This is a genomic window from Jeotgalibacillus sp. S-D1 (assembly GCF_004358665.1).
Classification (GTDB): domain Bacteria; phylum Bacillota; class Bacilli; order Bacillales; family Jeotgalibacillaceae; genus Jeotgalibacillus.
In genome coordinates this window covers 738,741-763,193 of the sequence record NZ_SMZR01000001.1, presented here as the reverse complement: position 1 = coordinate 763,193, position 24,453 = coordinate 738,741, and the positions used below count along the sequence as shown (strand labels likewise).

Below are 24,453 nucleotides of genomic sequence, written 5' to 3'. Positions count from 1 at the left end.
TTCCCTTTTAATATACCGTCTTCAGAATATTTTCGAGTATTCTTTTTTGTTCTTCAAATAATGGAAGAAATTGTTTTTTCATTAAGCTGAATTCTTCCTTCCCCTGATCCGTTAATCGATACCAGTACACCTTTTGCCGTTTTTTTTCATGTGATTTATAATCATCTGTTCGATGCAGAAAGCCCTCATCGGTCATATCGTGGAGCGCATCGAGCAGCGTGCTTGGCGCCGGTTCCCAATTCCCGCCGACTTTTCGGAACTCCCCTTTAAAATGTTCACTGATCATGCCTGAATGCTGGATGGATAACAAATGAAGAATATAAAATTTTGTGAATTGAGAAGCGCTCATATTAAGGGCAAATTTTTTCGGGTTGTTTTTATTGCTCATCATGCATCTCCCCCATCTCCAAATCATAGATCCTTTACTTAATTTTACCACATTACATGTCATGAGGCTACTTATAACGATCATATGTTCCCTGTGTGTGATCACTTCATAAATATGATACAGAATCACTTAACTATTCTATGAAAATCGGGATAGAATTAGTATAGAAACGAAATAATGTTCGCTAATTATCTATATTTTTAATAAAAAGTGCGGTTTTTACAAAACAGAACATTTGTTCTATTTTTTTTACATTACACTTCTATAATGTAAAAAAACCTGAACACTCATGCTGAGGTCAGGCTTTCTTTGATGATTAATTCTGTTTTTTATACCATAGTTGAGCCTCTTGTACTTCGTCCTGTGTCAGCTGATGGCCATTTTTGTGCCAATATACTTCAGTTGCAGCTCCGGCACCTTTTAATAACGACTCCAGCTCGTTCGTTTCCTCGGGAGGGCAGATCGGATCATTGATTCCTGCTGTAATAAATACAGGGACATTTGTCAGATCAGGCAGCTTTTTATCTCTGAGGGGCACCATTGGATGATGCAAAATCGCCCCTTTCAATGCGTTTTCATAATGGAATAATAAACTGCCGGCAATATTGGCACCATTTGAATAACCGATTGCCAGAACATTATTTCGGTCGAACCCGTATTTATCTGCTGCCTGCCCAATAAAGTCGTAAAGTTCCTCTGTGCGAACGGCCAGATCCTCTAAATCAAATATTCCTTCAGCAAGCCTTTTAAAAAATCGTGGCATGCCGTTTTCAGATACATTTCCACGAACACTGAGTACACTTGCCTCAGGATCAATTAAGTCGGCCAGGGGAAGCAGATCCTGTTCGGTCCCTCCTGTTCCGTGTAACAGCAGCAGTACAGGTTTACTTGGTGAACCCTTCTTAAAAATGTGTTTCATTAACAATCAGTCCTTTCATTCTTTACCTTATAACTAATCTTTCATTCTTTACCTTATAACTAATTGTACTTGGATGGTGTTATTATTTCAAATTTATAATACTTTAATTCAAGATAATTAATCTTTCGTTTTTCCGTACGATTTACAAGCAAAATAATATCTTTAATGATATAATTCATTGATACGTATGTGTTATGGAGGGAAATTAAATGATTCAAGTTACTGATGTCAGCTTGCGATTTGGTGATCGGAAGCTGTTTGAAGATGTTAATATTAAGTTTAACCCAGGGAATTGCTACGGGTTGATTGGTGCAAATGGAGCGGGGAAATCAACGTTTCTTAAAATTTTATCTGGTGAAATAGAAGCGCAGACCGGCAATGTGTCATTAGGACCTAATGAACGGCTTGCCGTCTTAAAGCAAAACCACTTCGAATACGAAGAGCAGGAAGTTATGAATGTCGTATTGATGGGACATGCAAGACTTTTTGAAGTGATGCAGGAGAAAAATGCCATCTATATGAAAGAGGATTTCTCTGACGAAGATGGTATCAAAGCAGCAGAGCTTGAAGGCGAATTTGCTGAAATGAACGGCTGGGAAGCTGAATCTGAAGCAGCTATTCTTCTTCAGGGTCTTGGGATTCAGGAATCAATGTTCACAAAGAAAATGTCTGAGCTGACAGGTTCTGAAAAAGTGAAGACCCTTTTAGCACAAGCATTATTTGGCAAACCTGATGTTCTTTTGCTTGATGAGCCGACCAATGGTCTTGATATTCAAGCGATTCAATGGCTGGAAGACTTCCTGATCAACTTTGAAAATACCGTTATTGTCGTATCCCATGACCGCCATTTCTTGAATACCGTGTGTACACACATCGCAGATCTTGATTTTAGCAAGATCCAGGTATATGTCGGCAACTATGATTTCTGGTATGAGTCAAGCCAGCTGGCACAAAAAATGATGCATGATCAAAACAAGAAAAAAGAAGAAAAAATTAAAGAGCTTCAAGCCTTTGTAGCAAGGTTTAGTGCAAATGCTTCTAAATCCAAACAGGCTACTTCCCGTAAGAAATCACTTGAAAAAATTTCTCTTGATGATATTAAGCCATCTTCCCGGAAGTATCCATTTGTCAATTTTGAAATTGAACGTGAAATCGGCAATGATGTTCTTCAAGTAAAAGATCTTTCTAAAACCATTGATGGTGTTAAAGTGTTAGATAACATTAGTTTTACAATGAATAAAGAAGATAAGATTGCATTAGTCGGTACGGATGAAATTGCAAAAACGACATTAATGAGAATCTTAACAGGTGAGATCGAACCCGACAGCGGAAGCTTTAAATGGGGTATTACAACATCACAAGCATACTTCCCGCATGATAATGGTGAGTATTTTACGGGCAATGAATCAGACTTGGTTGATTGGCTTCGCCAGTATTCACCTAATGACCAAAGCGAAACATTTTTGCGCGGATTCTTGGGCAGAATGCTGTTTTCCGGTGAAGAAGTCCGCAAAAAGCCTAATGTTTTATCCGGTGGAGAGAAAGTTCGCTGCATGCTGTCCCGTATGATGTTAAAGCAGGCAAATGTGCTTTTGCTTGACGAACCAACCAACCATTTAGACCTAGAGTCAATTACTGCGCTTAACAATGGACTAATCAATTATAAAGGCGCGATGATCTTTACTTCACATGACCATCAATTTGTTCAAACTGTTGCCAACCGTATAATTGATATTAAAGACGGCGGCATCACTGACAAGCAATTAACTTACGATGAGTTTCTTGAATGGAACAAATCAAAAGTATCTTAACTGTTATAATAAAAGACCTTGCATTTACGCAAGGTCTTTTATTATTTTCTGAATTTCTTTATTATTTTTGGCAGGACGCCTTTACCCATCACTTTTTCGGAGAGACCTGCTGCTTTGTTTATTATTACCAGTCCATCCTCATCCCCTGCCCAGTGATCTTGTATAATATCCGGAGACAGGTTATTGACGATGGATTGCAATACAAACGACGCAACGATCAAATCATCAATATACCCTCCAGGGCCAATAAGCCCCTCCGGTATAAGGTCAAATGGCAGAATAAAATAGCCAATTGCTCCTGCGGCTATCGCTTTGTCTTTTGTTGAGACTCTTTTATCTCTCACCACATTAATCAGCAAATAAAAAATATCGGGTGCAAACAACAGATATTTAGCATACTTATGATTTTTCCCCGTTTTTGTTTCCAACCAATTGTTTATTTTTGAACGTAAAGTGTGATAAAAATTTTTCTGTTCTTTCAAATCTTCCAAAGCATCGGCCTCCTAATTTATGTTTTCCTGTTCTTTTCCCTCTTCCTGTCCATTATAACCGACTCAAATGAAAAATTGTGCTGAATTTAGTTTGCATAATAATATTAATTCATTGTCGATCTCGTGAATTTGCATCTATTTTTCTTCTCATTCTGCTAAAATAGAGTCATTGAAACACAGGAGGTTTGAATATGTTAAAGTCACCTATCGGACGCCTTCGATTTATGGGATTTTTTGAAGGTTTTTCATTGTTAATTCTAGTAGGGCTTGCCATGCCATTAAAATACTTTTTTGGCGTTCCTGAAGCTGTCACACTGGTAGGATCCATACATGGTTTTTTGTTTGTCATCTACTGTCTGGTAATTGCCTATGTAACGTTTGTTACCCGCTGGAAATGGTATTGGCCTGTCATTTCATTTATCGTTGCCTTTATTCCCTTTGGAAATCTGGCACTGGATACAAAGTTAAAGCAGTATGAAGCAGGACATGAGGCAGCATAAAGTAAGTGAGGTAACCATTTGGCGGTGACAAACGGTTGTTTTTGAGGTGTCCCCTCTTGGTTACTCTTCCCTGCCATAATTTTTGGCAGATCAAAGTGTCGGTCCGTTACGCAGGCTCGAACGTTCGTCCGCGTTACGGGCACGGCTTTTTCTATTTAAACAACATGAAAAAATCATCGTCTTGGACGATGATTTTTTCTCACTTAATGGTTTTGACTTTTTACCACCAGAATGGGCGTTTTTTTTCATCATCAGACGGCTCTTCTTTTTTATCCGCTTTATTTTCTTCTCTATTCTTATGGAACTGCCAAAAAGAGTCGAATGGATGTACTCTTTCTTCCTTCACTTCTTCTGACACTTCTTCTACTTTCTTTTTTGGTTGATTGGACATGCTTTTCACCCCTTTTGACGTATTGTATTCATCATTGGGTTTCATTGCGTGGGCATCGACCCAAAAAGGAAAGTGCCGGAAGCATGAAAAAAGCCATTCCCCCTAAGGAGAATGGCTTTTTTATATCAACAATTACAGTTTTACAACGTTAGCTGCTTGTGGTCCACGGTTACCTTCAACCACTTCAAACTCAACCTGTTGGCCTTCGTCAAGTGATTTAAAGCCTTCTCCTGTGATTGCAGAGAAGTGTACGAATACGTCGTTTTCTCCTTCAACTTCGATGAAGCCGAAACCTTTTTCTGCGTTAAACCATTTTACTGTACCAGTTTTCATAATGAAAAACCTCCAAAATATTAATTGACAATATGCAAACTTTACCCATAGTAAAAATTCACATATTACAAAAAGTACCGTGCGTTCCGATCACTTTTTGTAATATGTGAATCTCAATTTGCAGGTATTATTGCTATTGACTTGTTATCCTTATTATACATCGTTCAAATTAAATGTCAAATGGAATGTGAGGAATTTTTCCATATAATCTGACTTCTTCATATTTTATGGGAATGTGATCATTTACTTTAAAAAGTATTCATACTTATCTCTGTTGCCACTCTACTCTTTTTAGAAATACGTTTAAATTTGGCTAATCCCAATATAGTGATGTATGATAATACCAATCAATTTATTTTCTATTTATGGAGGGATTTGTTTGACAGAACTCACTAAATCTAAATGGTTCAGATTAGGATTTGCCATCATAACTATTTTAGTGATCATTTATTTAATGGATCGTGTAAGTTTTATTTTTACACCCATCACCATTATCGTAACTACATTATTTGCTCCTATCGCAATAGCGGGAGTATTATACTATCTGCTTCGCCCTGTAGTGGAAATTTGCGCGAAATACATACCCAGAACGGCCGCTATCTTATTAATTTATTTATTGGGCATCGGATTAATTGTCGGCCTTGTATTTATCGTTGGTCCGCCGTTGTCCCAGCAGTTTAATTCATTAGTTGATAACATACCTACAATTTTTGATGAACTGACAAATATGGTAACGAACCTGCAGCAGTCAAACTGGTTCCAAAGTGTTCAGCAAAGTCAGGATTTCTCCTATCAGGATATTGCCGACCGCATCACAAATTATCTCCAGGGAGCATTAGATTCGATTGGATCGAATGTCGTTTCGTTTATTGGTATCCTGACGAGCATAGCGGTTGTCATGGTTACTATCCCGTTCGTTCTTTTTTATATGCTGAAGGACGGCCAAAAGCTGCCAGACCAATTTTTACGTTTTACGCCTGAAGAATTTCGTCCTGAAGGCAAGCGAGTGCTGGAAGATATGGACATCGCGCTAAGCTCTTATATTCAGGGTCAGATCATTGTAAGCTTTTGTGTGGGTATATTGCTTTATATCGGATATTTAATTATCGGATTGGAATATTCGATCGTTCTTGCACTAGTGGCTATGCTGACTAATGTCATTCCTTTTATCGGGCCATTCATCGGCACGATTCCAGCAGTTATTGTGGGCTTTATTGATTCGCCAATTACAGCGATATGGGTTATTTTAGCTGTTATTGTGGCACAGCAAATTGAAAGCAACCTAATCTCTCCTCAAGTTATGGGGAAAAAGCTTGCAATCCATCCGTTAACGATAATTTTTATCCTGCTTGTTGCGGGAAGCTTTGGCGGACTGCTTGGTTTAATTATGGCAGTACCAACTTATGCTGTAGGGAAAACGATTGTCGTTAACGCCTATCGTTTTATTCGATTAAGAAATCGATACCATGAGAAAAAAATTAAAAAAAGCGATATGGTATAAAAAAAAGACTGAGGCGTCTTCATTTCGCCTCAGTCTTTTTAATTGCAGGGAACAATCCTTCAAAAAATGTCCGATCTTCCTCAGACATATGGTCCTTTGTATAGGGAACTCCGTTTTTTAATATTAAGAAGCCGTGATAAAGTTGAAGATCTTCATCGCATGAATCACAAAATAATAATTCACTCTCGCACCAAAAAGCTGCCTGGGTGCCTCTTTTCACACGGCAATGAGGGTAGGATTCAGCCATTTCAGTTGTTTTTTCCTGATAGCAGGCAAACGCTTCTTCTTTATTCGTATATGTCCATTCGTGTAAAATATCTTCATGCCAGCCTTCTAAAAACCACCAGGGCTCAGCATCACTTTTTGTCTGAACGATACTCCACATTTACAGGACCACCTTTCTGCAAAATCATACACTCATCATACAGAAAAATGGATGGTAAATAAAATGATCTGCTTTAAATTGCAGCCAGTAAATACCCGGCAACTGCAGCTGCAAGACTCCCGAGTAAAACGGCTGCTGAATAACTAATTCCTTTTAAGAGTTTTCCTCCGGTTATCATCTTCATTCCTTCTGTTTGAAGAGTTGAAAAAGTAGTAAAAGACCCCAGAAAACCTGTAATAAAAAACATTTGAAATGATTCTGTCATTGATAAATAAAGTAAGTATCCGCCAATCAGGGATCCAGCAAGGTTTACTGCGATGGTCCCTCTAATGGAATTTAACCAGCAGCTTATTCCCCATCTTGCTATTGCACCAAGTGCTCCGCCTGCAGCAATAAAAAGCATTATGATGTCCCCTTCATCTGAATAATTTCTGCCAGTTTAAAACCTGACCAGGCAAAGAAAATACCGCCTGCAACAGTCGATCCCGTATACAGGAGAGAATAAATAGCATGAGATTGAAATAAGGTTATATTTTCCATGCTGAAAGCGGATACCGATGTAAAGCTTCCGAGTACACCGGTCCCAAGGAAAAGCATCATGTTTTTATGGCGATGTAAAATGCTGAAAGTCAGATAAGACAGCAGCAATGTACCAGCATAATTTGCAAGAAGCGTACTTAGTGGAAAGGGTGCGGCAAATGGCACAATATTATGCAAGCCAAATCGCAGCAATGCCCCAGCTGCTCCGCCTAAAGCGACTAGAAATAGGTGCATCACAACAAACTCCCCTTCGATTTATTATCACTTAAACATAAAGAAAAATGCAGTGATTGTCCACTGCATTTTTCTTTAATTAACGCTGATAAGCAGCTTCTGCTTCATAGCTCGGGTTATTTTCCTGTTCAATAATAGGTTCAATTAATTGTAAGATTAACGGATAATTGCGTGAATCAGGATCAAGGCGATATAAAATCCTTTTGCCATCCCTTTGTTCAGATATTAAGTCGGCATCTTTTAATTTTTTTATATGCTGACTTACCAGCGGCTGGCTTATTTTGAATAAGTCAACAAATTCTGATACTGTCCATTCATTTTCTGAAAGTTTTTTGGCCATTAAAAGACGTGTTTTATCCCCAAACAATCGATAAATTTCTGCTAATTCATCCGCAAAACAGTTATATTGACTCATTCAATCCCCCTCACTTCCTATAAAATCAATTTTTTTATAGTTAATTAGTTATACATCACTATTATATACTTAATTCAAGAGAAAAAGCTATTCATAATGGAATTATTTTCGTTTTTACTAGTCTTTTAAGGCTATGATTCGTTTTGCAGTCTGCGCCGCTTGCTATCGTTCGATTAATCGGAGACAATATAAATAACAAAAAAATATATCTTATTTTAATGAAACTAAAGCATATGGTCGCTCGTATTTATAAGACAAGCCTAAGTGAGGAGCAGATAAAATGAGAAATTTCCTATATTTCATGGCGAGATTGGGCGTTGCCATTCCATTAGCCTTATTGACTTGGATTATAGCTGTATTTTTTGTGGATCTGAATATTATGCTTGCAGGACTGTTTGGTCTATTGGGGGGATTGATTCCTTTTTATATCATCAAATGGTTCCAGAAAAGAGCAATGTTGAAAGATTACAACCTTAGTTCACAGGAATACCAGTACATTCAGCAAAATCTGAAAGAAGGTCAAAAGAAAATTTCAACCCTTCAAAACAGAATGTTTCAGGTTCGTTCGCTTTCCGCGATGAGACAGCTGAATGATATGGTAAAGCTTTCAAAAAGGATTTTTGTTCTGGTTAAAAAAGACCCCAACCGATTTTATGTTTCAGAGCGGTTTTTCTTTTACCATCTGGACTCAGCAGTTGAATTAACGGACAAATATACGATGCTGGTGACACAGCCTATTAAAAACAAAGAGATATTAATGTCACTTGAGGATACTAAAAAAACGCTGCATGACCTTAATTCTTCCCTGGAAGAAGAATTAATGAAAGTACTGGCCAATGATATTAATTCTTTGCAGGTCGAATTGGATGTGGCAAAAAAATCATTACGCGCCGAGCGTCTTGAACGCTCCAGAGAGGGGATTTAAAGATGGAAGAAAGCCGTCAAACCGTTAAAGTAAAGGATCAGAATCAAACAATTGATGATTTGCTCGCAAACCCTTTCGGCGATAACGAGTTAACTGAAATTCTCCCAGATCGAAGTGCAGAAAAGGCACCAACCCGGCTGGTTGATGTCATACCAGAAAAAGATCGTGAACAAGCTGAACAAATTGCCACACAGATCGATCCGACTGATCATCAGTCCATTTTGCAATATGGCACAGCAGCACAATCGAAGCTGTCAAATTTCTCTCATACGATGCTTGATCATGTTCAGCGAAAAGATGTCGGTCCCATAGGGGATATATTAAAAGAGCTGATGGATCGATTGGAACAGATTGATCCAGATGAATTATCAGATCAGAAAAAAGGCATGCTGTCGAAGTTATTTAATCGGGTCAGCCGGTCTGTCAATGAGATTTTATCAAAATACCAAAAGCTTGGAGCTCAGGTAGACCGTATTAGTGTAAAACTGGATCATTCGAAAAAGTCCCTCATGGATGACATTGGTATGCTGGAGCAGCTGTACCAGCAAAATAAAGATTATTTCCATGCGCTAAATATTTATATTGCTGCTGCAGAACTTAAACGTGAAGAACTGGAACAAAAGATCATTCCGGAACTTAAAAAGAAAGCCGAAATCAGCAATGATCAAATGGCTTATCAGGAAGTAAATGATATGATGCAATTTATGGACCGGCTTGAAAAACGACTTCATGATTTGCAATTGAGCAGGCAGATTACGATACAAAGTGCACCGCAGATTCGCATGATTCAAAACATTAACCAGGCGCTGGCTGAAAAAATCCAGGCATCCATCTTAACTGCCATTCCACTTTGGAAAAATCAAATAGCCATTGCTCTTACGCTCTTCCGTCAGCAAAGAGCTGTAGAAGCACAAAAACAAGTAACCAAAACGACTAATGACCTTATGTTGAAAAACTCAGAAATGCTGAAAACAAACAGTATTGAAACAGCAAAAGAAAACGAGCGGGGAATTGTAGACATTGAAACATTAAAGACTACCCAGGCAAATTTGGTATCAACCCTGGAAGAAACATTGCGTATTCAGCAGGAGGGCCGTGAAAAGCGCCGTCTGGCGGAATCAGAAATTCAAGCAATGGAAAGTGAATTAAAGCAGCAGCTGCTGCAATTACAAAACAAAAAACAATAAAAAAATGGCTGCAGAAATGCAGTCATTTTTTTATTGCGAAAAAATAAGATTATATACTTTTATAAAGCAGTCGCTTTAACAGCGGAAATAATATGTCAGGCAATTCTTCTATCTGCGGGATAAACAAGCTGTATTTTCCGTACATATTCTGAATCACTTCTTTTTGTGATTCGGGAATTTCTTCCTTCGATAGAAACACATTCATCACTTCTATGCCATATTTTCTCGCTTCCACTACTGCTTCATGCGTATCCATAATGCCATTTTGTTCATAATTCATAGCTGCTGGTTCCCCATCAGAAAAAACAAGTAAAAACCGCTTATTTTCTTTTCGTTTAATTAATCTCTCTGTCATATGGCGAATGGCAAAGCCATCCCGATTGTCTTCTTCCGGCTGCAGCTGCATGATGGCTGCACTTTGAGTTGAATAAACCGATTGATCATATTCGACAACGGTTTTTAAGTAATTCGGTTGATAGCTTTCACTCGTTTGATCCGTGTCCTCCCAAAATCCAACAATTTCATGCGGCACTCTGACGGATTTTAACACCTCATGAAATAGTATCAGCCCTTTTTTTGTTTCCTCCATTTTATCATGCATAGACGCAGAACAATCGAGCAGCAGCGTAAATGTCGCATCAATCTCAGGGGATTTTTCATTTTTTTTATAAAAAACCTTTGGTTGTTCTTCTGTGAAAAATGGGATAAGCTGTTTGCTCAGCCGGCCAAAAACCAATCGATTTCTGGGCTGAATTTTCTTATGATCCAATGTCTTTTCAATAATTTTTTGAAGTTTTTTTTGATAAAAGCCAACTTCTTTTTTTAATCGATCATACTGGCGCTGATCTTCAGGCATTACCACTGAAGCCGGCTTAAAAACAGCATGAGCAAACCGGTTTTCTCTTCCGTATGCATCACTGTTGCCTGAGACAGCTTCTTCCTGCTTTACTTCTTCAATTCCGCCATCATATTGCTGCTGAGCCGTTTTTTTACTCTTGCCCTGCACCATGCCAAGTGCTTGATCCCCATCTTCTCCTTCGCGTGCTGTGTCCCCTTTAATATTGGTTTTTGCCCCCTGGTCCAAGTCGAATTGAAGGAACGACTCACCCTTGTCAGATGATTCCCTGTGCCAGGTTCGGAATTCCTCTTCAAAAGTTTCCTCCTCACCTGTTGCTTTTTCTTCAATTTCATCTTCATTTACAAGAGGATCTTTTCTCTTTAATTCATTGAATGTAAGATTGTTTTCCCATTCTTCCATCGTCTTCTCAGGGAGATGGAAATATTCGTTTAACATATCTTTTTTAACGATTTCCTCCAGCACACTCACAACTTCAAAACTGATGGCTGCTGATTGAGCGGTTGAGCGAACATCAAACGCCAGCTGCATTTGCTGCCGGATAAATGGCTCAGCCCGGCTGATATCCTGGTGAATATCCGGCCATTCACTACTTGGAGACTGAGCGTTAAGAAGCAGGTATAAAAAATTAAACAGGGCATCAGTATGAACACCTTTTACGAGATGAACCTTTAATTGCGATTCAAAATACTTTGTATACAGTGCCCTTCTCATATTAAATGCCTGTGCAGTTCCTGGTCTCAGGCGTTTAATTTCTTCTTCTATTCGTGTGTCTTCAATGATCATAAAAAGCTGCTTGGCAAACGATGAAACCCTGCTGCCTGTGACCTTTTTAAGATAGCGATTAATTTCTTTTACATTTGAAAAACGAAAAGTACCGATAGCACGCAAATAGATATCAGAGGTTAGCCCAAGCCACTCTTCCCTATCTTTCCGGTGATCCCAAAAGTGGCTGACGATTATTTTTTGATTGGGCAAATCCAGATAGTTTAATGGTCCGTATTCCACGTCCATTTCTTTTTCTTTTGTTAGTGTTTTAGCTAGATCGATTAGTTCCATAAGCTTAAATGAATTTATATTTTCATCGTTAAACTGAATAAACCGTTGCATGATGACCCTCCCTACCCAAAGATCGTCTCTGCTGCATTACGGATAGCCGCTTTTTCCCGTTCGTCCTCAACTTTATCAATGATTCCGCGCTGAATAGCCCTCATTGCAGGCACATAAACCGCTAAGTCGCATGTATCCAGCAGTGCCCGTATGGAAGCTGCTTCTTCAGCTACCTGCCCGTTTTGAACCTGTACTAATAAATCCTCTGACAATTGAACAAATGAAGCAATCAGAGAAGGATTAGTAAGCTTGCTTTGGCTAATAATGACAGACTTTAGTGTTTCTCCTTGAATATAAGGCACATCAATGACGATAAAACGATTTTTTAATGCTTCATTCAAAGGAACAGTTCCCACATATCCTTCATTAATTGCAGCGATGACGCCAAAGCCTTCTTTCGCAGTTACTACTTCGTTTGTAAATGGGTTTGTTATGGTTCTTCGATAATCAAGCACTCCGTTTAAAATAGGAAGTGTTTCAGGTTTTGCCATATTAATTTCATCAATATACAGCAGCTGCCCTTTTTTCATTGCCTGTATCACAGGTCCTTCAACAAAAGTAATAGTGGATTTACCCTCTATTTGCTCGATCGTTTTATATCCAAGCATAGCCTCGGCATCTAAATCAATAGAGCAGTTAATGCTGTACATAGGCTGCTGAAAAAGATGGCTGATTGATTCGGCTAATTTTGTCTTACCAGAGCCCGTAGGCCCTTTCAGCAAGACATTTTTATTTAGAGACAGACTGATAACTGAATCTTCCATGATGGATTGATCCTCTGCAGTATACCCTCCCTGGCCGATTCGCTGCTGATCTAATGGTGATTGTAGTTGGTTCCGTTGTTTAGTTATTTTCTCCTGGATTGGTGCTGGTAATTGATTTACTGAAACTGACATGTATGCATTCAACCTCGCTCATTAATATTTTTTCCGATCATTTATTTTAACGTGTAGGAGCTTGAACAAGCAAATGATACTGATTTTCACAGAGTGTAAACATATTTATATGAAAATACCGATTATCAACAGGAATGAATGGCAGATTCACTTGCAATGAAGTAGAATAAACTGTGGATTAAGTGAAAGGAGAGATTCAGTAGAATGCAGGAAGTCAGAAAAAAATGCTTGTTGATTGCAAATCATCCATATTTTACAAATTTCATTATTGGATTGATTTTATTAAATGCTGTAATTATTGGATTAGAAACCTATTCAGGGGTGTATTCAAGCTATAAAAACTGGTTTATTGCAGCTGATCAAATACTGCTGTGGATTTTCACAGTTGAAATTCTGATTCGCATGTTCGCCAGCCGCTCTCTTACCTCCTTTTTTAAAGAACCGTGGAATTTATTTGACTTTATTATTGTTGCAAGCGGTCATCTATTTATCGGGGGCCACTACGTCACAGTTTTACGAATTCTCCGTGTACTGCGGGTGCTTCGAGCGATTTCCATTATTCCTTCTTTAAGAAAAATGGTTAACGCCCTGCTGATGACGATCCCTTCAATGGGAACGATCATGCTCCTGCTTGGTATATTCTTTTACATATACGGGGTTATAGGAACTACTTTATTTAAATCAATCGCGCCTGAATATTTTGGCACACTTCATTCCTCTTTGCTGACACTGTTCCAGGTAGTTACGCTTGAATCCTGGGCAAGCGGTGTAATGAGGCCGATTTTGGCTGAGGATCCTACTTCTTGGTGGTTTTTTGTGACATTCATTTTAATTGGTACATTTGTCATTTTTAATTTGTTTGTCGGAGTGGTTGTCACAAATGTAGAAGAAGCCAATCAGGCTGAGAATCCTTCCCCGACTGATGTAAAATTAAGGGAAGTACAAAATGAATTAAAAGAAATTAAACAGATGATAAAAGAAAGTCAAACCAATAAATAGCAATTAATAAACCCCCATTTTCATATGAATGGGGGTTTATTAGCTATAAGTGGGTATTTTGAGGAGATATTCACGATTCTTTTTCAAATATGTACAGTCCACGGTCCAGTTTGCGGACCTGTTTTTCTTTTCGCTGGATTGTTTTCATAAAGGTAGTCATATTGGCTACTTTAAATCCGGTTTCATTAAAAATAAATTCCTGAATCTCTGTTCCTTTTACAGGCTGAAGCCGCTCACGTAAAATCTTGAATGCTGCTTCATGCATCTGCCTTGATTTACCAATTTTTTTCGTTTTAGGAATGCGTTTAGTGGCAGGTCGAGGAACATTTTCTGAGTCATTTAGAGAAGATAATGGGACAATGTCGGGTGTGTAATGGGATTGAAGATCTTGACTGCCGTTTTCGCTTTGTATAGAATCTAATTCTCTTAAGCGTTCCAAAATCGTTTCTCTTTCTTTTCTAAATTCCTGAAGAATTCGTTCCTCTGCATCCACCATTTGTTCAAGCCTGATTTTTAATGCGATCCTTTCATTGAACATAGCGTTTTCCCCTTTATGTGAAGTTCTTACTCCAATTATAATGGGAACAATTCTAATTGAAAAGAAGGAAACGCCAGTTTATTAAAATAACTGGCGCTTTTCATTAAGCATCTTTAAAGTAATCTTTGTAAAATCCTCCCACTTTACCTGTGTTATCAATAATAAAGATAAATTCTTCGGTTTCATTTTGAACTTCATAAGTTTTGCCTACTGTTAAAACAGTATTCACTACATATTTTTCTGCTTTATCGTGAACACAAACAACCTTTTTTTGGGCGGGTCTTGTATTCCATTCCTGATGGATCATATTTATTCACTCCTTCCTCTACTTCATGAGTATAACGCGTGCTGCAAACTGTTTCAATAAGCCGTTGGAATGCTGAATTAAGTTATTGATTGGTGTGATGAAAGCGTTCATGACTATCAATTTTACCAAAAATTTTAGTTATCGGAAAGTTACCTGAATTTAGCCATTCTTTAAAATCGATGGATACAGGCTGAGCATTCTCTCCTGCCCCGAAGATCATCGTTAAATTCTTGGGAACGTATACAGCAGTATGAATTGTCCCTGCCCAGCTGCCATAGTTTTTCTTGAAAATCCCATGAGAGGGATCGTTAAAATAGTAATATGCTTCTAGCGGGGTCATTTTTGTATTTTGGCGCTGTTCTAATTTTTGCAGACGCTCCTTTGATTCTACAAGATGATAACGGTTTTCAGCAAGCTGACCTGCGGTTTGAAAATGATTTGTACATGCCATGATCCCTGCTCTTCTTACTGCGGTTCCCCTGCCCGATGCTTCTACTACTACTGCTTCCCCAGCAGCATCGTATAGAGAATAATTAAAAGCATGACGATGAGGAAGCTGTTTAAGCATGGCAACAGCTTCTTCTGTGTTGGCACAGGAATCCAGTAAAAACCGGGCGACCGTTGCACAAATAAAACCAGCCGCAGGATTTCTCCGGTTAACAAAATGATAGCCGACGACTAGGCCCTTTTCATTCATCCCGTCAATGCGGCCAATCATTCGTCCACTTGTTCCAATAGAGGCATATCCCCCCTCAGGCCTCCACAGGATTAGACGGCCTTCATACGTTTTAGGATGATAATCATAATTTCGTGCATAAAAGCCATCTTTCATTAACGAAGAACAGCCGGATTTAATCCAGTCCTGCTGATAACCCGAGTATTCATGCAGAACAGCTTCTTTTGACCAGTCCACTGCTGACGCAACTCCCTCAAGCTCCTGCCATAATCCGGGTGAAAATTTTTCATAGAAGTATTTGGCTTGCTCAAGGTCTGCCGTATATTGTTTTTCTGATCTGGCCCTTCTTATGCTATGTGTTTTATATAGAGGAGTTTGAATAAATTTTTCAGCCTGAAGCTTTCCGAGTTCATAGTATGTAGCAGAACCTTTAATGACATCAATATGAAATCGCTGCAAATAATCACCGCCTGAAAAAAACAAAGATCCTTTGATTTCACAAGGATCCGTTTTCTTTTTGTTTTATTGTGCGTTTACGTGCCTGTGAAAAAAATAATACAGTGCCTAGCAAAACAGCAGAGGCAGGGACGATATATTTTAGGTTTTCAATAATATCGGGATAAATCAAAGGAAAAGCACGGCCGATTTGAAAATAAATCATTGCCCAAATAAAAGCTGCAGGGTAGGCAAACAAACAAAATTGCCAAAAACGCTGTTTCGTAACCCCAGCGATATAAGGCATTACCCATCTTACTCCCGGGACAAAGAAGCTAAGCGCAATAGCCCAACCGCCAAACCGGTTAATAAAAGAAATCCCCCGATCCCATTTCGTATGCAGCTTTGATTTTTTAATCAGATGTTCAATTTTCGGTCCCAGTAACCGCCCGATGCCATAAGCCGCTGAGGCGCTGGATATTAACCCTAAATAGGTTGATGTAAAAGCGATGACCGTATTATAGGATGGGTCTGTCGACATCATTCCTGAAAAAGCTGCTGCCAGTTCATTGGGCAAAGGAAGCCCAAAAAATAAAAGCCAGCTGAAAAGGAACATGCTCAGGTAACCGAATTGTTCTGACAGTTCATTAAAAAGGGTAAACTCCATTTGAATTCCTCTCTTACTGCCGATGATTTGTTTTTCATCATTTGTCTTATCACCTATTATATCGGAAGAAAACGCCTACGCATAACCTGGAGTTTTTTTATTATTTTATTTCATTAAAATTGAAGTGACAGCATATTTTTTTATGGTATGTCGCAAATAATACAGTTTCATAACATTAGAGGTTATTGGTTGTATCCTGATAAGTTTAAAGATATAATTCTGTTAATGGAATAATAAGAATATTCCATTATTACTTAAAGGAGGTCGATATGATGAAAATTTTAAGTAATGAACAGCTTATGGCCGCATACAGAGATGCAGAAAAGCATGGGGAACAGGACACTCAAAACATTTTACGCAAAGAAATTAAAAAAAGAGGCATTCATGCCCGCAGAAGCAAAAGATAACGTTTTACATAGCATCCAATCCTTTAAGGGCTGGATGTTTTTTATTTTACACACAAAAAAAGCCGGCTTTTAAGCCAGGCTTTTTTTGTGTGTTTATCATCCTTCAAGAAGCAGGTCTTCCGGATTTTCAAGCAGTTTTTTCACCATAGCGAGGAAGCTTACTGCTTCTTTGCCATCAATAATTCTGTGGTCATAGGATAACGCGATATACATCATCGGGCGATTTTCCATACGCTCAGCATCGATCGCTACAGGGCGAAGCTGAATCGTATGCATGCCCAAAATTCCGACCTGAGGTCCATTTAAAATAGGTGTTGAAAGGAGTGATCCAAAAACTCCGCCGTTTGTGATCGTAAATGACCCGCCTTGCAAGTCGCTTAATTGAAGTTTTTTGTTTTTAGCTTTTTTAGCCAGTTCAACAATTTCTCCTTCAATTTCAGCGAAGTTTTTACGGTCGCAGTTACGAACAATCGGTACAACCAATCCGTCGTCAGTCGATACTGCTACACCTACATCATAATATTTTTTTAGAACGACTTCATCGCCATCAATTTCAGCATTTACGTACGGATATTTTTTCAGTGCTGCTACAACCGCTTTAGTAAAGAATGACATAAAGCCTAAGCGCACATCATTTGTTTCAAAGAACTTGTCTTTTTTGCGTTTGCGAAGATCCATCACATGTGTCATGTCAATTTCGTTAAACGTTGTCAGCATCGCTGCAGTCTGTTGTACTTCTACCAGTCGATTAGCAATAGTCTGACGGCGTCTTGACATCTTTTCACGAACAACCGGTTTAGTGTCCTCTTTTTTAGGTGCTGACTGTTTCGCTGCAGCCGGCTTTGATTCCTGTTTTTGAGGTGCTGCTGGTTTAGAACTATGAGATTCTACATCCTGCTTGCGTATGCGGCCCATAGGATCGACTGGAGACACCTCTGAAAGATCAATGCCTTTTTCTCTTGCCAGCTTTCTTGCAGAAGGTGAAGCAATGGTTCTGCCCTTTTTCACTTCTTCTGCTTCTTCACCCGAATTGTCGGGAGTGTCTGATTTTGTTTTTACGGCAGTGTCTGTATCCGCCGGCTTTTCTTCTTGTTTTGGCTCTGCAGAATCTGAAGAAGGCTCTTCGCCTTCACCAGCCTGAACGATCGCGATGACCTGGCCAACCTCTACTGTATCGCCTTCGTCTGCTTTTAGTTCTTTAATGACTCCCGCTTCTTCAGAAATCACCTCAACGTTTACTTTATCCGTTTCAAGCTCAACGATATATTCGCCTTTTTCAACCTGTTCACCCGGTTGTTTCAGCCATTGTGCAATTGTTCCTTCTGTAATTGATTCTGCTAATTCCGGTACTTTAATCTCTGCCACTGCGACGTCCTCCTCTATTGGATCATTATTGCTTTGTAATTGAGTCGTTTAGAATTCTGGTCTGTTCTTTTTTGTGCACAGTCGGGTCGCCCTCAGCTGGACTGCTTCTTCTGCGGCGTCCAATATATTCTACTGCAACATCTTCTGGAGCCAGCTTTTGAAGACGCGGTTCCACAAACGTCCATGCACCCATATTTTTCGGTTCTTCCTGAACCCATTTAATTTCCTTCAGGTTCGGATAGCGCTCAATAATTTCCTGCACTGCATCCATTGGGAACGGATAGATTTCTTCTATACGAATCAAATGCAGCCAGTCATTATTTTCTTCTTTCGCTGCCCGTTCCAGCAGATCAACACCGACTTTCCCTGTTGAGAAAACGAGGCGTTCCACTTTATCCTTCTGCTGGCCATATTCTTCATGCTCAATTAATGGTTTAAATGATCCTTCAGTAAATTCATTAATTCCTCTTGATACGATTGGGTGACGAAGAAGACTCTTAGGCGTCATGATGACAAGAGGTCTTACTTCTTCACGTTTCAGGATGGCCGCCTGTCTGCGCAGAATATGAAAATACTGTGCTGAACTCGTTAAATTTGCAACTGTCCAGTTGTTCTCGGCTGCCAGCGTTAAGAAACGCTCCATTCTCCCCGAGGAATGCTCAGGTCCCTGTCCTTCGTAACCATGTGGAAGCAGCATAACAAGTCCGGATATTTGCCCCCACTTCGCACGGCTTGAAGAAACAAACTGATCGAACATGACTTGAGCCATATTTGCAAAGTCTCCGTATTGCGCTTCCCAAAGCACAAGTGTTTCAGGAGACGTCACATTATAGCCGTACTCATAGCCGACAACTGCTGCCTCTGTTAATGGAGAGTTATACACCACAAATGATGCCTTTGCTCCGTCAACATGATGCAGTGTAGTGATTTCTTCCCCAGACTGTTCATCATGGAGAACCAGATGACGATGAGCAAAAGTTCCCCGCTGAGAATCCTGTCCGCTCAACCGGATTGGCACACCGTCTTGAAGGATGGCGCCAAATGCCAGTGTTTCAGCATGTGCCCAGTCAATCTTGCCTTCTTTTGTAAATGGTTCAAGACGCCGTTTCAGGATTTTTTCTAGCTTCTTAAACACATTAAACTCTTTTGGCCATGTAAGTAAATCTTCATTCATTTTCATTAGACGATTCAGTTCTACTGAAGTAGTAATATCATTCAAAGGTGATATCACCTTTTTAGGAGGATCCATGATCGTATCTGGATCTTTCTCTGATTTTGGAACAGAATCGTACGCTTTTTGTAGCAACTCCTGATTTGATTCTCTCATGGAATTTGCTTCTTCCGTCGATAGTACCTCTTCTTTTACAAGCTGTTTTTCATACAATGCCCGCACATTGTCATGCTTTGTAATGATGGTATACATTTTTGGGTTTGTCACCATCGGCTCATCCATTTCATTGTGACCGAAACGGCGGTAGCCGATTAAATCAATAACAAAATCCTTGCCGAACTTAGAACGGTATTCTGTTGCCATAATCGCAGCTGCCAGGCAGGCTTCAGGGTCATCTGCATTCACATGAATAATCGGAACTTCAAAGCCTTTTGCTGTATCGGATGCATATTGAGTTGACCGTGAATCAAATGATTCTGTCGTAAAACCAATCATATTATTAGCTATAACATGAATGGATCCCCCTGTATGATAGCCTCTTAACTGGCTCATATTTAATGTTTCCGCTACAATTCCCTGACCCGGAAACGCTGCATCCCCGTGTATCATGATTGCTAACGAGGATTTAGTGGAAAGTTCAGGATAGCCTGCCTTTTTGCGGTTTTCCTGAGCCGCCCGCGTATAGCCGGCAACAATTGGACTAACTACTTCAAGATGGCTTGGATTGTTGGCTAAAGTAATCCGGGTAGTGACTGAATCCTCTTTTTTCACATTTCGATCAGCCCCAAGGTGATACTTTACGTCTCCAGTCCAGCCATATGTAATCCCTATGGAACCCTCTGAAGGAATCAGGTCTTTGCTTGGAGAATGCTGAAACTCGGCGAAGATCATTTCGTAAGGCTTTTCGATGACATGAGCCAGGACATTAAGACGGCCTCTATGAGCCATGCCGATATTAATTGACTCAGCACCTTTTTCAACTGCTGTTTGAATGATTTCATCCAATAGAGGAACCATCGCATCCAAACCTTCAATAGAAAAACGCTTCTGCCCTACAAACGTTTTGTGGACAAAGTTTTCAAATCCTTCTACTTGGATTAATCGATTAAGCAATGCTTTTTTCTTTTCAGTAGTAACGGTTTCATCAAGAATTCCGGTTTCAATGTAATTCTTGAGCCATTTTTTTTCTTCCTGGTTATGGACATGCGCGTATTCAATCGCAATTGATTTGGTGTACATCTTTTTTAAATATTGAATCGCTTCATATCCGTCTGTTACTTCCTGCGGTGAATTTTCAATAATTACACTTTCAGGAATCTTCCTAAGGTCTTCTTTAGAGAGATTATACGAATCAAGTTCAATTCGATGGGTGTCTTTTTCACGATCTTTTAAAGGATTTATATCTGCTGCTAAATGGCCGTATGTACGTATGCTTTCTGCCAGTTGAACAGCGGCTATCACCTTGCTGTAATCGGTTCCTTCAATCGTTACTTCCTTTGAAGCGTCTGCGCTTTTTCCTTTTACGGATCCTGGAGAGCCATGTTCTTTAAAATACGCCTGAAGTTCCTCATCTACCTGAGCTGGATCCTCCAGATACAAATCGTACATTTCGATCATGTATCCCAGGTTCGGACCTGAAAAATTGATAGTGGACAAATCTTGTTGTTCCGCCTGTTTTCTCATCTTGAAAACCTCCAACATGTTGGACATTTTTATACAAAATATTTATGTATAAAAACGCTATATAAAAATAGTAATTAAATTGAGCTAAAACGCTTACAGAGCCATTTTATCACTGTAAAGGAATGAGATAAAGCCTTTCGCGCTATTTTTTCAAATTTTTAAATAGGAACCTCCTTTATGAATCTTTATTCATTTTTTAAAAAGACATAATTTCAATCTGGAATTATCCCATCCTGTTGACAAGAGTCTTGGAATCCCGACAGCTGGTCTGTTCATAATTATGCCCAAACGATCATATACCACTATGTAAGGGGGTGAATTAGATGGATTTCTGGCAGTCGTTATTTCCAAAAGCAAACTCGCCAAATGAGTGGCAAAATTGGCTGCAGGATTATATGAAGCAGTCTTTTGAAAATCAGCTTCCCCCCAATGGATCATCCAACACTGATTCATCCTCTTTACCTTATACCCTGTTTGAATCATTTCACTATTTATTTATTCATGTGGAAATAGCCGAGTGCCCGCTGCATGATGTAAAAGTGCACCATACGTTATCGCATTTAATAATCCGCATCCCGGATAAAGCTGAAATAAAAATTGCTCTTCCTTCTCCAATCTCAAAAAAAGGGGCTTGTGCAGAAGCAAAAGATGGTGTACTTGAAATCACGATTCCCAAGAGCAAAATACAGTTTGAAAAAGAGCTGCCTATTGATCCGATTGATTAATAACCGGAAAGCGCATGGTCATTTTGGTGCCCATATTCAGCTTGCTTTCCACAGCAATGTCTGCGTTATACAGTGTAAGGAGCCTTTTTGCAATGGATAGCCCCAGTCCATTTCCTCCCTGATCACGGCTTCTTGCTTTATCAACCCGGTAAAAGCGGTCAAAAATATAGGGGATATGTTCGCTTGGAATTCCTGATCCTTTATCCTGAACCGAAATCTCAAAGAAATGCCCGCTTTTTGTGGTTTTTATCTCAATCGGCTTATCTTCTGAAGAATATTTAATGGCATTTTCAAGCAAAATGATTAACAGCTGTTCAAGATGATGGGGATCAATGGAGATCACTTCGTCCTCATCTTCCAGTGACACTGCCAGTGTTCTGTCCGGATGGATGTTTTTTATATTGGCGGTTACAGTCTGAATAATCTTATTTGGTACTGCAGTTGCATCAGGAGAAACTGCAACTTCCCGGTCCGTTTTTGATAAGATCAATAATTCATTAACCAGTCTTTTTATTCGATCCAGTTCCTGTATTGAAATTCCAAGTGATTCTTCCAGAACAGCGGGATCTTCTTTTCCCCATCGGTTAATCAGGGACAAATGGCCTTCAATGATCTGAATCGGTGTTCTCAGTTCATGAGACGCATCTTCTACAAATTGACGCTGCTTCATAAATGTTGATTCTAATTCATCCATCATTTCATTAAAAATTTCAACAAGCCCTCCAACCTCATCCTGTACGACTGGAATATCCAGCTGCTGCTGAAAACCCTCCTTTTGAGTTTTACGCATAGCCAGTCCTAAAGCCACAACAGGTGAAACGAATCTTCCAGCCATCAAGTAGGCGATGACACCGCTAAACAGCAATGCCCCTACCCCTAAAATAAGAGAAAGAAGAATCATGTAGTTTTGCATGGATTTATACATAGTCAGAGGATGAATTACTTCTACATAGCCATTAAACTGCTGGGAGCGAATGGGTGATCTGCCAACCAGCACGTCCTGGTTTTTTGACTTGCCTGCCGTTATTTCCTTTTGGCTGATCGGAGAAAATGGAACCGATAAAGGCGTCTGTTCATTTTGAATCGTGAACATTTCAAATCCGTCCTGATTATACAGGCGGATCGTCTGTCCTTTTTCATAAATCTGTTCCAGCAGATCACGGCTTTCATATACATCATCAATCGTTACTCTCGGTCCCCTGCTTTGATAAAAATCAGCGAGATCATTTAAAACGGCATCAACTGACGATTCCTCCTCCTGTATCATCCACTGGCTCATGGCTACAATCAATATCAGGCTGAATAAAGAAAATGCGAGAAAAATAGATGCCGCACCGGCAATGGTCCATTTCCATCTTAAAGATAAATGGTTCCAAAATTTTTTTAATTTTGTCATGAGCGAATCACATACCCGGTTCCCCGGATGGTTTCTATATAGCCCGGTCCATCAGGAGGATCAATTTTATGCCGCAAATGGCGGATATAAACGTCGACAACATTTGTTTCAACCTCTGTATCAAATCCCCACACTCGCTCTAGTATTCTGTCTCTGGTCAGCACAATATCTTTGTTCTCAATCAGCATGAGAAGAAGATCAAACTCTCTTTTTGTTAAAGAAATATCCATGTCCCCTCTTTGAACTTTATAGGATTCGGTATTAATTGCCAGTTCCTTGTGAACATATACAGACTGGGATTTCTCACCGTGCCGATCAGAACTTCTCCTTGTTAAAGCCCTCATTCTGGCGAGCAGTTCTTCAATGGCAAAGGGTTTAACAATATAATCATCTGCCCCGCTGTCGAGTCCGGATACCCGGTCCATAACTCCATCCTTCGCGGTGATCATGATGACTGGTGTTTGCTTTGCCTGCCTGATTCTCCTGCACACTTCCATTCCATTTAATGACGGCAGCATTAAATCAAGAAGGATAATATCAAAGTCTTCCTCAAGAGCAATCGTCAGACCTTCCCTGCCATCCAATGCAATTTTTACATCATAGCCTTCGTGGGCTAATTCAAGTTCAATAAATCTGGCCAGATTTTTTTCATCCTCAACCACCAGCACTTTTTTTTTCATCCTCGAATCTCCTTTGTTACAGACACTTTCTAATAATTTGCATTTTGACCTGGCAATTGATCTCCGGCGAAGGTGCTCTGAACCATAAAGTTCTCACCTCTCCCGCAGCGGACTAACACCTTCAGTGCCAATCAATGCCGTACAAATAACAACAACGGGGTTAAACTAAGCTGATCAATTAATAATCATATAGCCGTTCTACCGCATGCGCCAGTGAAAAGTCCTTTTCTGTTAAACCATCTGAATCATGCGTTTTCGATCGAATAATTACTTTTTTAAACTGAATAGTGATCTCAGGATGATGAGCTTTGTTTTCAGCTTCATTTCCTACTTTACCTGAAAAGTCTATTCCGCTTAAATAGGAATCAAATATAAATTCCTTTTCAATTTCCCCCTTCTCATTTATTTCCCAATTTATTAAAGTTGATAATCGTTCCTCTATTTGTTCATTGGACAACTTCATCATTCTCTCTCCTTTTTGTTGATCTGAATTTTGAATTAACTCATTATTAATACGTTCCT

At 39.4% G+C, this 24,453-nt stretch carries 27 protein-coding genes and 2 pseudogenes; 8 read left to right on the top strand and 21 right to left on the bottom strand.

Annotation, left to right across the window (positions count from 1 at the left end; all coding sequences use genetic code 11):
- Window positions 1–7 precede the first annotated feature (7 nt).
- Together E2R51_RS03925 and E2R51_RS03920 are read right to left on the bottom strand one after the other, a co-directional pair.
- Entirely contained in the window at window positions 8–388 is a 381-nt protein-coding gene (locus tag E2R51_RS03925; RefSeq protein WP_133376320.1) for a PadR family transcriptional regulator, read from the bottom strand.
- Window positions 389–704: 316 nt separating this feature from the next.
- Window positions 705–1,307, bottom strand: a complete 603-nt coding sequence (locus tag E2R51_RS03920) for an alpha/beta hydrolase (protein WP_133375716.1) — start codon at window positions 1,305–1,307, stop codon at window positions 705–707.
- Between the two features lie 209 nt (window positions 1,308–1,516).
- Between E2R51_RS03920 and E2R51_RS03915 the strand changes: the two genes are divergently transcribed.
- On the top strand, window positions 1,517–3,118 hold the full coding sequence (locus E2R51_RS03915; protein WP_133375715.1) for an ABC-F family ATP-binding cassette domain-containing protein: 1,602 nt from the start codon (window positions 1,517–1,519) through the stop codon (window positions 3,116–3,118).
- Between the two features lie 41 nt (window positions 3,119–3,159).
- On the opposite strand, the gene E2R51_RS03910 is transcribed toward E2R51_RS03915, so the two are convergent.
- Window positions 3,160–3,609 carry a YkvA family protein gene (locus E2R51_RS03910; protein ID WP_133375714.1) on the bottom strand — a complete coding sequence of 150 codons (450 nt, stop codon included), beginning with the start codon at window positions 3,607–3,609 and terminating at the stop codon, window positions 3,160–3,162.
- Between the two features lie 191 nt (window positions 3,610–3,800).
- Between E2R51_RS03910 and E2R51_RS03905 the strand changes: the two genes are divergently transcribed.
- Window positions 3,801–4,109 carry a DUF3817 domain-containing protein gene (locus E2R51_RS03905; protein WP_133375713.1) on the top strand — a complete coding sequence of 103 codons (309 nt, stop codon included), beginning with the start codon at window positions 3,801–3,803 and terminating at the stop codon, window positions 4,107–4,109.
- A 220-nt stretch (window positions 4,110–4,329) separates the two neighbouring features.
- Here E2R51_RS03905 and E2R51_RS19720 read toward each other — a convergent pair whose 3' ends face one another.
- Both E2R51_RS19720 and E2R51_RS03900 read right to left on the bottom strand, forming a co-directional pair.
- A complete protein-coding gene (locus E2R51_RS19720) occupies window positions 4,330–4,500 on the bottom strand; it encodes a hypothetical protein (protein ID WP_165967131.1) in 171 nt (56 codons plus the stop codon).
- Between the two features lie 132 nt (window positions 4,501–4,632).
- Window positions 4,633–4,833: a cold-shock protein gene (locus E2R51_RS03900; RefSeq protein ID WP_039809180.1), complete on the bottom strand. Its 201-nt coding sequence runs from the start codon at window positions 4,831–4,833 to the stop codon at window positions 4,633–4,635.
- Between the two features lie 379 nt (window positions 4,834–5,212).
- Here E2R51_RS03900 and E2R51_RS03895 point away from each other — a divergent pair, with 379 nt between their 5' ends.
- Entirely contained in the window at window positions 5,213–6,334 is a 1,122-nt protein-coding gene (locus E2R51_RS03895; RefSeq protein ID WP_240732950.1) for an AI-2E family transporter, read from the top strand.
- A gap of 19 nt (window positions 6,335–6,353) precedes the next feature.
- On the opposite strand, the gene E2R51_RS03890 is transcribed toward E2R51_RS03895, so the two are convergent.
- The 4 genes from E2R51_RS03890 to E2R51_RS03875 all read right to left on the bottom strand — a co-directional run bounded on the left by E2R51_RS03890 (window position 6,354) and on the right by E2R51_RS03875 (window position 7,908).
- A complete protein-coding gene (locus E2R51_RS03890; protein WP_133375711.1) occupies window positions 6,354–6,719 on the bottom strand; it encodes a DUF1033 family protein in 366 nt (121 codons plus the stop codon).
- 73 nt (window positions 6,720–6,792) lie between these two features.
- Window positions 6,793–7,122 (bottom strand): fluoride efflux transporter FluC, encoded by a 330-nt coding sequence (locus E2R51_RS03885; protein WP_133375710.1) that lies wholly within the window; start codon window positions 7,120–7,122, stop codon window positions 6,793–6,795.
- Window positions 7,122–7,493 (bottom strand): fluoride efflux transporter FluC, encoded by a 372-nt coding sequence (locus tag E2R51_RS03880; RefSeq protein ID WP_240732988.1) that lies wholly within the window; start codon window positions 7,491–7,493, stop codon window positions 7,122–7,124. The genes E2R51_RS03885 and E2R51_RS03880 overlap by 1 nt, the downstream gene beginning before the upstream one ends.
- Before the next feature lie 79 nt (window positions 7,494–7,572).
- A complete protein-coding gene (locus E2R51_RS03875) occupies window positions 7,573–7,908 on the bottom strand; it encodes an ArsR/SmtB family transcription factor (RefSeq protein ID WP_133375708.1) in 336 nt (111 codons plus the stop codon).
- A gap of 280 nt (window positions 7,909–8,188) precedes the next feature.
- On the opposite strand from E2R51_RS03875, the gene E2R51_RS03870 reads away from it, so the two are divergent.
- Window positions 8,189–8,833: a 5-bromo-4-chloroindolyl phosphate hydrolysis family protein gene (locus tag E2R51_RS03870; RefSeq protein WP_133375707.1), complete on the top strand. Its 645-nt coding sequence runs from the start codon at window positions 8,189–8,191 to the stop codon at window positions 8,831–8,833.
- 2 nt (window positions 8,834–8,835) lie between these two features.
- Window positions 8,836–10,020, top strand: a complete 1,185-nt coding sequence (locus E2R51_RS03865) for a toxic anion resistance protein (protein ID WP_133375706.1) — start codon at window positions 8,836–8,838, stop codon at window positions 10,018–10,020.
- A 49-nt stretch (window positions 10,021–10,069) separates the two neighbouring features.
- Here E2R51_RS03865 and E2R51_RS03860 read toward each other — a convergent pair whose 3' ends face one another.
- A complete protein-coding gene (locus E2R51_RS03860; protein ID WP_133375705.1) occupies window positions 10,070–11,986 on the bottom strand; it encodes a vWA domain-containing protein in 1,917 nt (638 codons plus the stop codon).
- An 11-nt stretch (window positions 11,987–11,997) separates the two neighbouring features.
- Window positions 11,998–12,882: an ATP-binding protein gene (locus E2R51_RS03855; protein WP_133375704.1), complete on the bottom strand. Its 885-nt coding sequence runs from the start codon at window positions 12,880–12,882 to the stop codon at window positions 11,998–12,000.
- A gap of 204 nt (window positions 12,883–13,086) precedes the next feature.
- Between E2R51_RS03855 and E2R51_RS03850 the strand changes: the two genes are divergently transcribed.
- Window positions 13,087–13,881, top strand: a complete 795-nt coding sequence (locus E2R51_RS03850; RefSeq protein ID WP_133375703.1) for an ion transporter — start codon at window positions 13,087–13,089, stop codon at window positions 13,879–13,881.
- A 70-nt stretch (window positions 13,882–13,951) separates the two neighbouring features.
- Here E2R51_RS03850 and E2R51_RS03845 read toward each other — a convergent pair whose 3' ends face one another.
- The 4 genes from E2R51_RS03845 to E2R51_RS03830 all read right to left on the bottom strand — a co-directional run bounded on the left by E2R51_RS03845 (window position 13,952) and on the right by E2R51_RS03830 (window position 16,504).
- Window positions 13,952–14,419 (bottom strand): Rok-like winged helix domain-containing protein, encoded by a 468-nt coding sequence (locus E2R51_RS03845; RefSeq protein ID WP_133375702.1) that lies wholly within the window; start codon window positions 14,417–14,419, stop codon window positions 13,952–13,954.
- A gap of 103 nt (window positions 14,420–14,522) precedes the next feature.
- A complete protein-coding gene (locus E2R51_RS03840) occupies window positions 14,523–14,726 on the bottom strand; it encodes a DUF6501 family protein (protein ID WP_133375701.1) in 204 nt (67 codons plus the stop codon).
- Window positions 14,727–14,808: 82 nt separating this feature from the next.
- Window positions 14,809–15,861 (bottom strand): C45 family autoproteolytic acyltransferase/hydrolase, encoded by a 1,053-nt coding sequence (locus E2R51_RS03835; RefSeq protein ID WP_133375700.1) that lies wholly within the window; start codon window positions 15,859–15,861, stop codon window positions 14,809–14,811.
- 37 nt (window positions 15,862–15,898) lie between these two features.
- Entirely contained in the window at window positions 15,899–16,504 is a 606-nt protein-coding gene (locus tag E2R51_RS03830; RefSeq protein WP_133375699.1) for a DedA family protein, read from the bottom strand.
- A 272-nt stretch (window positions 16,505–16,776) separates the two neighbouring features.
- Here E2R51_RS03830 and sda point away from each other — a divergent pair, with 272 nt between their 5' ends.
- The gene (sda, locus tag E2R51_RS03825) at window positions 16,777–16,911 is read left to right on the top strand and encodes a sporulation histidine kinase inhibitor Sda (RefSeq protein WP_133376319.1); all 135 of its coding nucleotides are present in this window, start codon (window positions 16,777–16,779) and stop codon (window positions 16,909–16,911) included.
- 96 nt (window positions 16,912–17,007) lie between these two features.
- Here the strand turns inward: sda and odhB are convergent, their stop codons facing one another.
- Window positions 17,008–18,276 carry a 2-oxoglutarate dehydrogenase complex dihydrolipoyllysine-residue succinyltransferase gene (odhB, locus tag E2R51_RS03820; protein ID WP_133375698.1) on the bottom strand — a complete coding sequence of 423 codons (1,269 nt, stop codon included), beginning with the start codon at window positions 18,274–18,276 and terminating at the stop codon, window positions 17,008–17,010.
- 25 nt (window positions 18,277–18,301) lie between these two features.
- Window positions 18,302–21,130, bottom strand: a complete 2,829-nt coding sequence (locus tag E2R51_RS03815; protein ID WP_133375697.1) for a 2-oxoglutarate dehydrogenase E1 component — start codon at window positions 21,128–21,130, stop codon at window positions 18,302–18,304.
- Window positions 21,131–21,453: 323 nt separating this feature from the next.
- Between E2R51_RS03815 and E2R51_RS03810 the strand changes: the two genes are divergently transcribed.
- Window positions 21,454–21,855, top strand: a complete 402-nt coding sequence (locus tag E2R51_RS03810) for an Hsp20/alpha crystallin family protein (RefSeq protein WP_133375696.1) — start codon at window positions 21,454–21,456, stop codon at window positions 21,853–21,855.
- Here the strand turns inward: E2R51_RS03810 and E2R51_RS03805 are convergent.
- From E2R51_RS03805 to E2R51_RS03795, 4 genes and pseudogenes are all read right to left on the bottom strand, one after another.
- Complete coding sequence (locus E2R51_RS03805; protein ID WP_133375695.1) at window positions 21,836–23,251, bottom strand: HAMP domain-containing sensor histidine kinase; 1,416 nt, start codon at window positions 23,249–23,251, stop codon at window positions 21,836–21,838. The two genes, E2R51_RS03810 and E2R51_RS03805, sit on opposite strands and share 20 nt — an antisense overlap.
- Window positions 23,248–23,475, bottom strand: a pseudogene (locus tag E2R51_RS20620) (winged helix-turn-helix domain-containing protein); the annotation flags it as partial. The gene E2R51_RS03805 and the pseudogene E2R51_RS20620, both read right to left, overlap by 4 nt.
- 98 nt (window positions 23,476–23,573) lie before the next feature.
- Window positions 23,574–23,931: pseudogene (locus E2R51_RS20615) on the bottom strand (response regulator transcription factor); the annotation flags it as partial.
- Between the two features lie 178 nt (window positions 23,932–24,109).
- The gene (locus tag E2R51_RS03795) at window positions 24,110–24,394 is read right to left on the bottom strand and encodes a 4a-hydroxytetrahydrobiopterin dehydratase (RefSeq protein ID WP_165967130.1); all 285 of its coding nucleotides are present in this window, start codon (window positions 24,392–24,394) and stop codon (window positions 24,110–24,112) included.
- Between the last annotated feature and the right edge of the window lie 59 nt (window positions 24,395–24,453).

Bases quoted from the DNA above. Each gene is read 5' to 3' on its own strand.
- E2R51_RS03885 (WP_133375710.1), bottom strand. From the start codon at position 7,122: ATGCTTTTTATTGCTGCAGGCGGAGCACTTGGTGCAATAGCAAGATGG.
- E2R51_RS03860 (WP_133375705.1), bottom strand. From the start codon at position 11,986: ATGCAACGGTTTATTCAGTTTAACGATGAAAATATAAATTCATTTAAG.
- E2R51_RS19720 (WP_165967131.1), bottom strand. From the start codon at position 4,500: ATGTCCAATCAACCAAAAAAGAAAGTAGAAGAAGTGTCAGAAGAAGTG.
- sda (WP_133376319.1), top strand. From the start codon at position 16,777: ATGAAAATTTTAAGTAATGAACAGCTTATGGCCGCATACAGAGATGCA.
- E2R51_RS03795 (WP_165967130.1), bottom strand. From the start codon at position 24,394: ATGAAGTTGTCCAATGAACAAATAGAGGAACGATTATCAACTTTAATA.
- E2R51_RS03870 (WP_133375707.1), top strand. From the start codon at position 8,189: ATGAGAAATTTCCTATATTTCATGGCGAGATTGGGCGTTGCCATTCCA.
- E2R51_RS03865 (WP_133375706.1), top strand. From the start codon at position 8,836: ATGGAAGAAAGCCGTCAAACCGTTAAAGTAAAGGATCAGAATCAAACA.
- E2R51_RS03855 (WP_133375704.1), bottom strand. From the start codon at position 12,882: ATGTCAGTTTCAGTAAATCAATTACCAGCACCAATCCAGGAGAAAATA.
- E2R51_RS03805 (WP_133375695.1), bottom strand. From the start codon at position 23,251: ATGACAAAATTAAAAAAATTTTGGAACCATTTATCTTTAAGATGGAAA.
- E2R51_RS03900 (WP_039809180.1), bottom strand. From the start codon at position 4,833: ATGAAAACTGGTACAGTAAAATGGTTTAACGCAGAAAAAGGTTTCGGC.
- E2R51_RS03815 (WP_133375697.1), bottom strand. From the start codon at position 21,130: ATGAGAAAACAGGCGGAACAACAAGATTTGTCCACTATCAATTTTTCA.
- E2R51_RS03840 (WP_133375701.1), bottom strand. From the start codon at position 14,726: ATGATCCATCAGGAATGGAATACAAGACCCGCCCAAAAAAAGGTTGTT.
- E2R51_RS03890 (WP_133375711.1), bottom strand. From the start codon at position 6,719: ATGTGGAGTATCGTTCAGACAAAAAGTGATGCTGAGCCCTGGTGGTTT.
- E2R51_RS03830 (WP_133375699.1), bottom strand. From the start codon at position 16,504: ATGGAGTTTACCCTTTTTAATGAACTGTCAGAACAATTCGGTTACCTG.
- E2R51_RS03905 (WP_133375713.1), top strand. From the start codon at position 3,801: ATGTTAAAGTCACCTATCGGACGCCTTCGATTTATGGGATTTTTTGAA.
- E2R51_RS03875 (WP_133375708.1), bottom strand. From the start codon at position 7,908: ATGAGTCAATATAACTGTTTTGCGGATGAATTAGCAGAAATTTATCGA.
- E2R51_RS03880 (WP_240732988.1), bottom strand. From the start codon at position 7,493: ATGCACCTATTTCTAGTCGCTTTAGGCGGAGCAGCTGGGGCATTGCTG.
- E2R51_RS03850 (WP_133375703.1), top strand. From the start codon at position 13,087: ATGCAGGAAGTCAGAAAAAAATGCTTGTTGATTGCAAATCATCCATAT.
- E2R51_RS03845 (WP_133375702.1), bottom strand. From the start codon at position 14,419: ATGTTCAATGAAAGGATCGCATTAAAAATCAGGCTTGAACAAATGGTG.
- E2R51_RS03925 (WP_133376320.1), bottom strand. From the start codon at position 388: ATGAGCAATAAAAACAACCCGAAAAAATTTGCCCTTAATATGAGCGCT.
- E2R51_RS03810 (WP_133375696.1), top strand. From the start codon at position 21,454: ATGGATTTCTGGCAGTCGTTATTTCCAAAAGCAAACTCGCCAAATGAG.
- E2R51_RS03915 (WP_133375715.1), top strand. From the start codon at position 1,517: ATGATTCAAGTTACTGATGTCAGCTTGCGATTTGGTGATCGGAAGCTG.
- E2R51_RS03920 (WP_133375716.1), bottom strand. From the start codon at position 1,307: ATGAAACACATTTTTAAGAAGGGTTCACCAAGTAAACCTGTACTGCTG.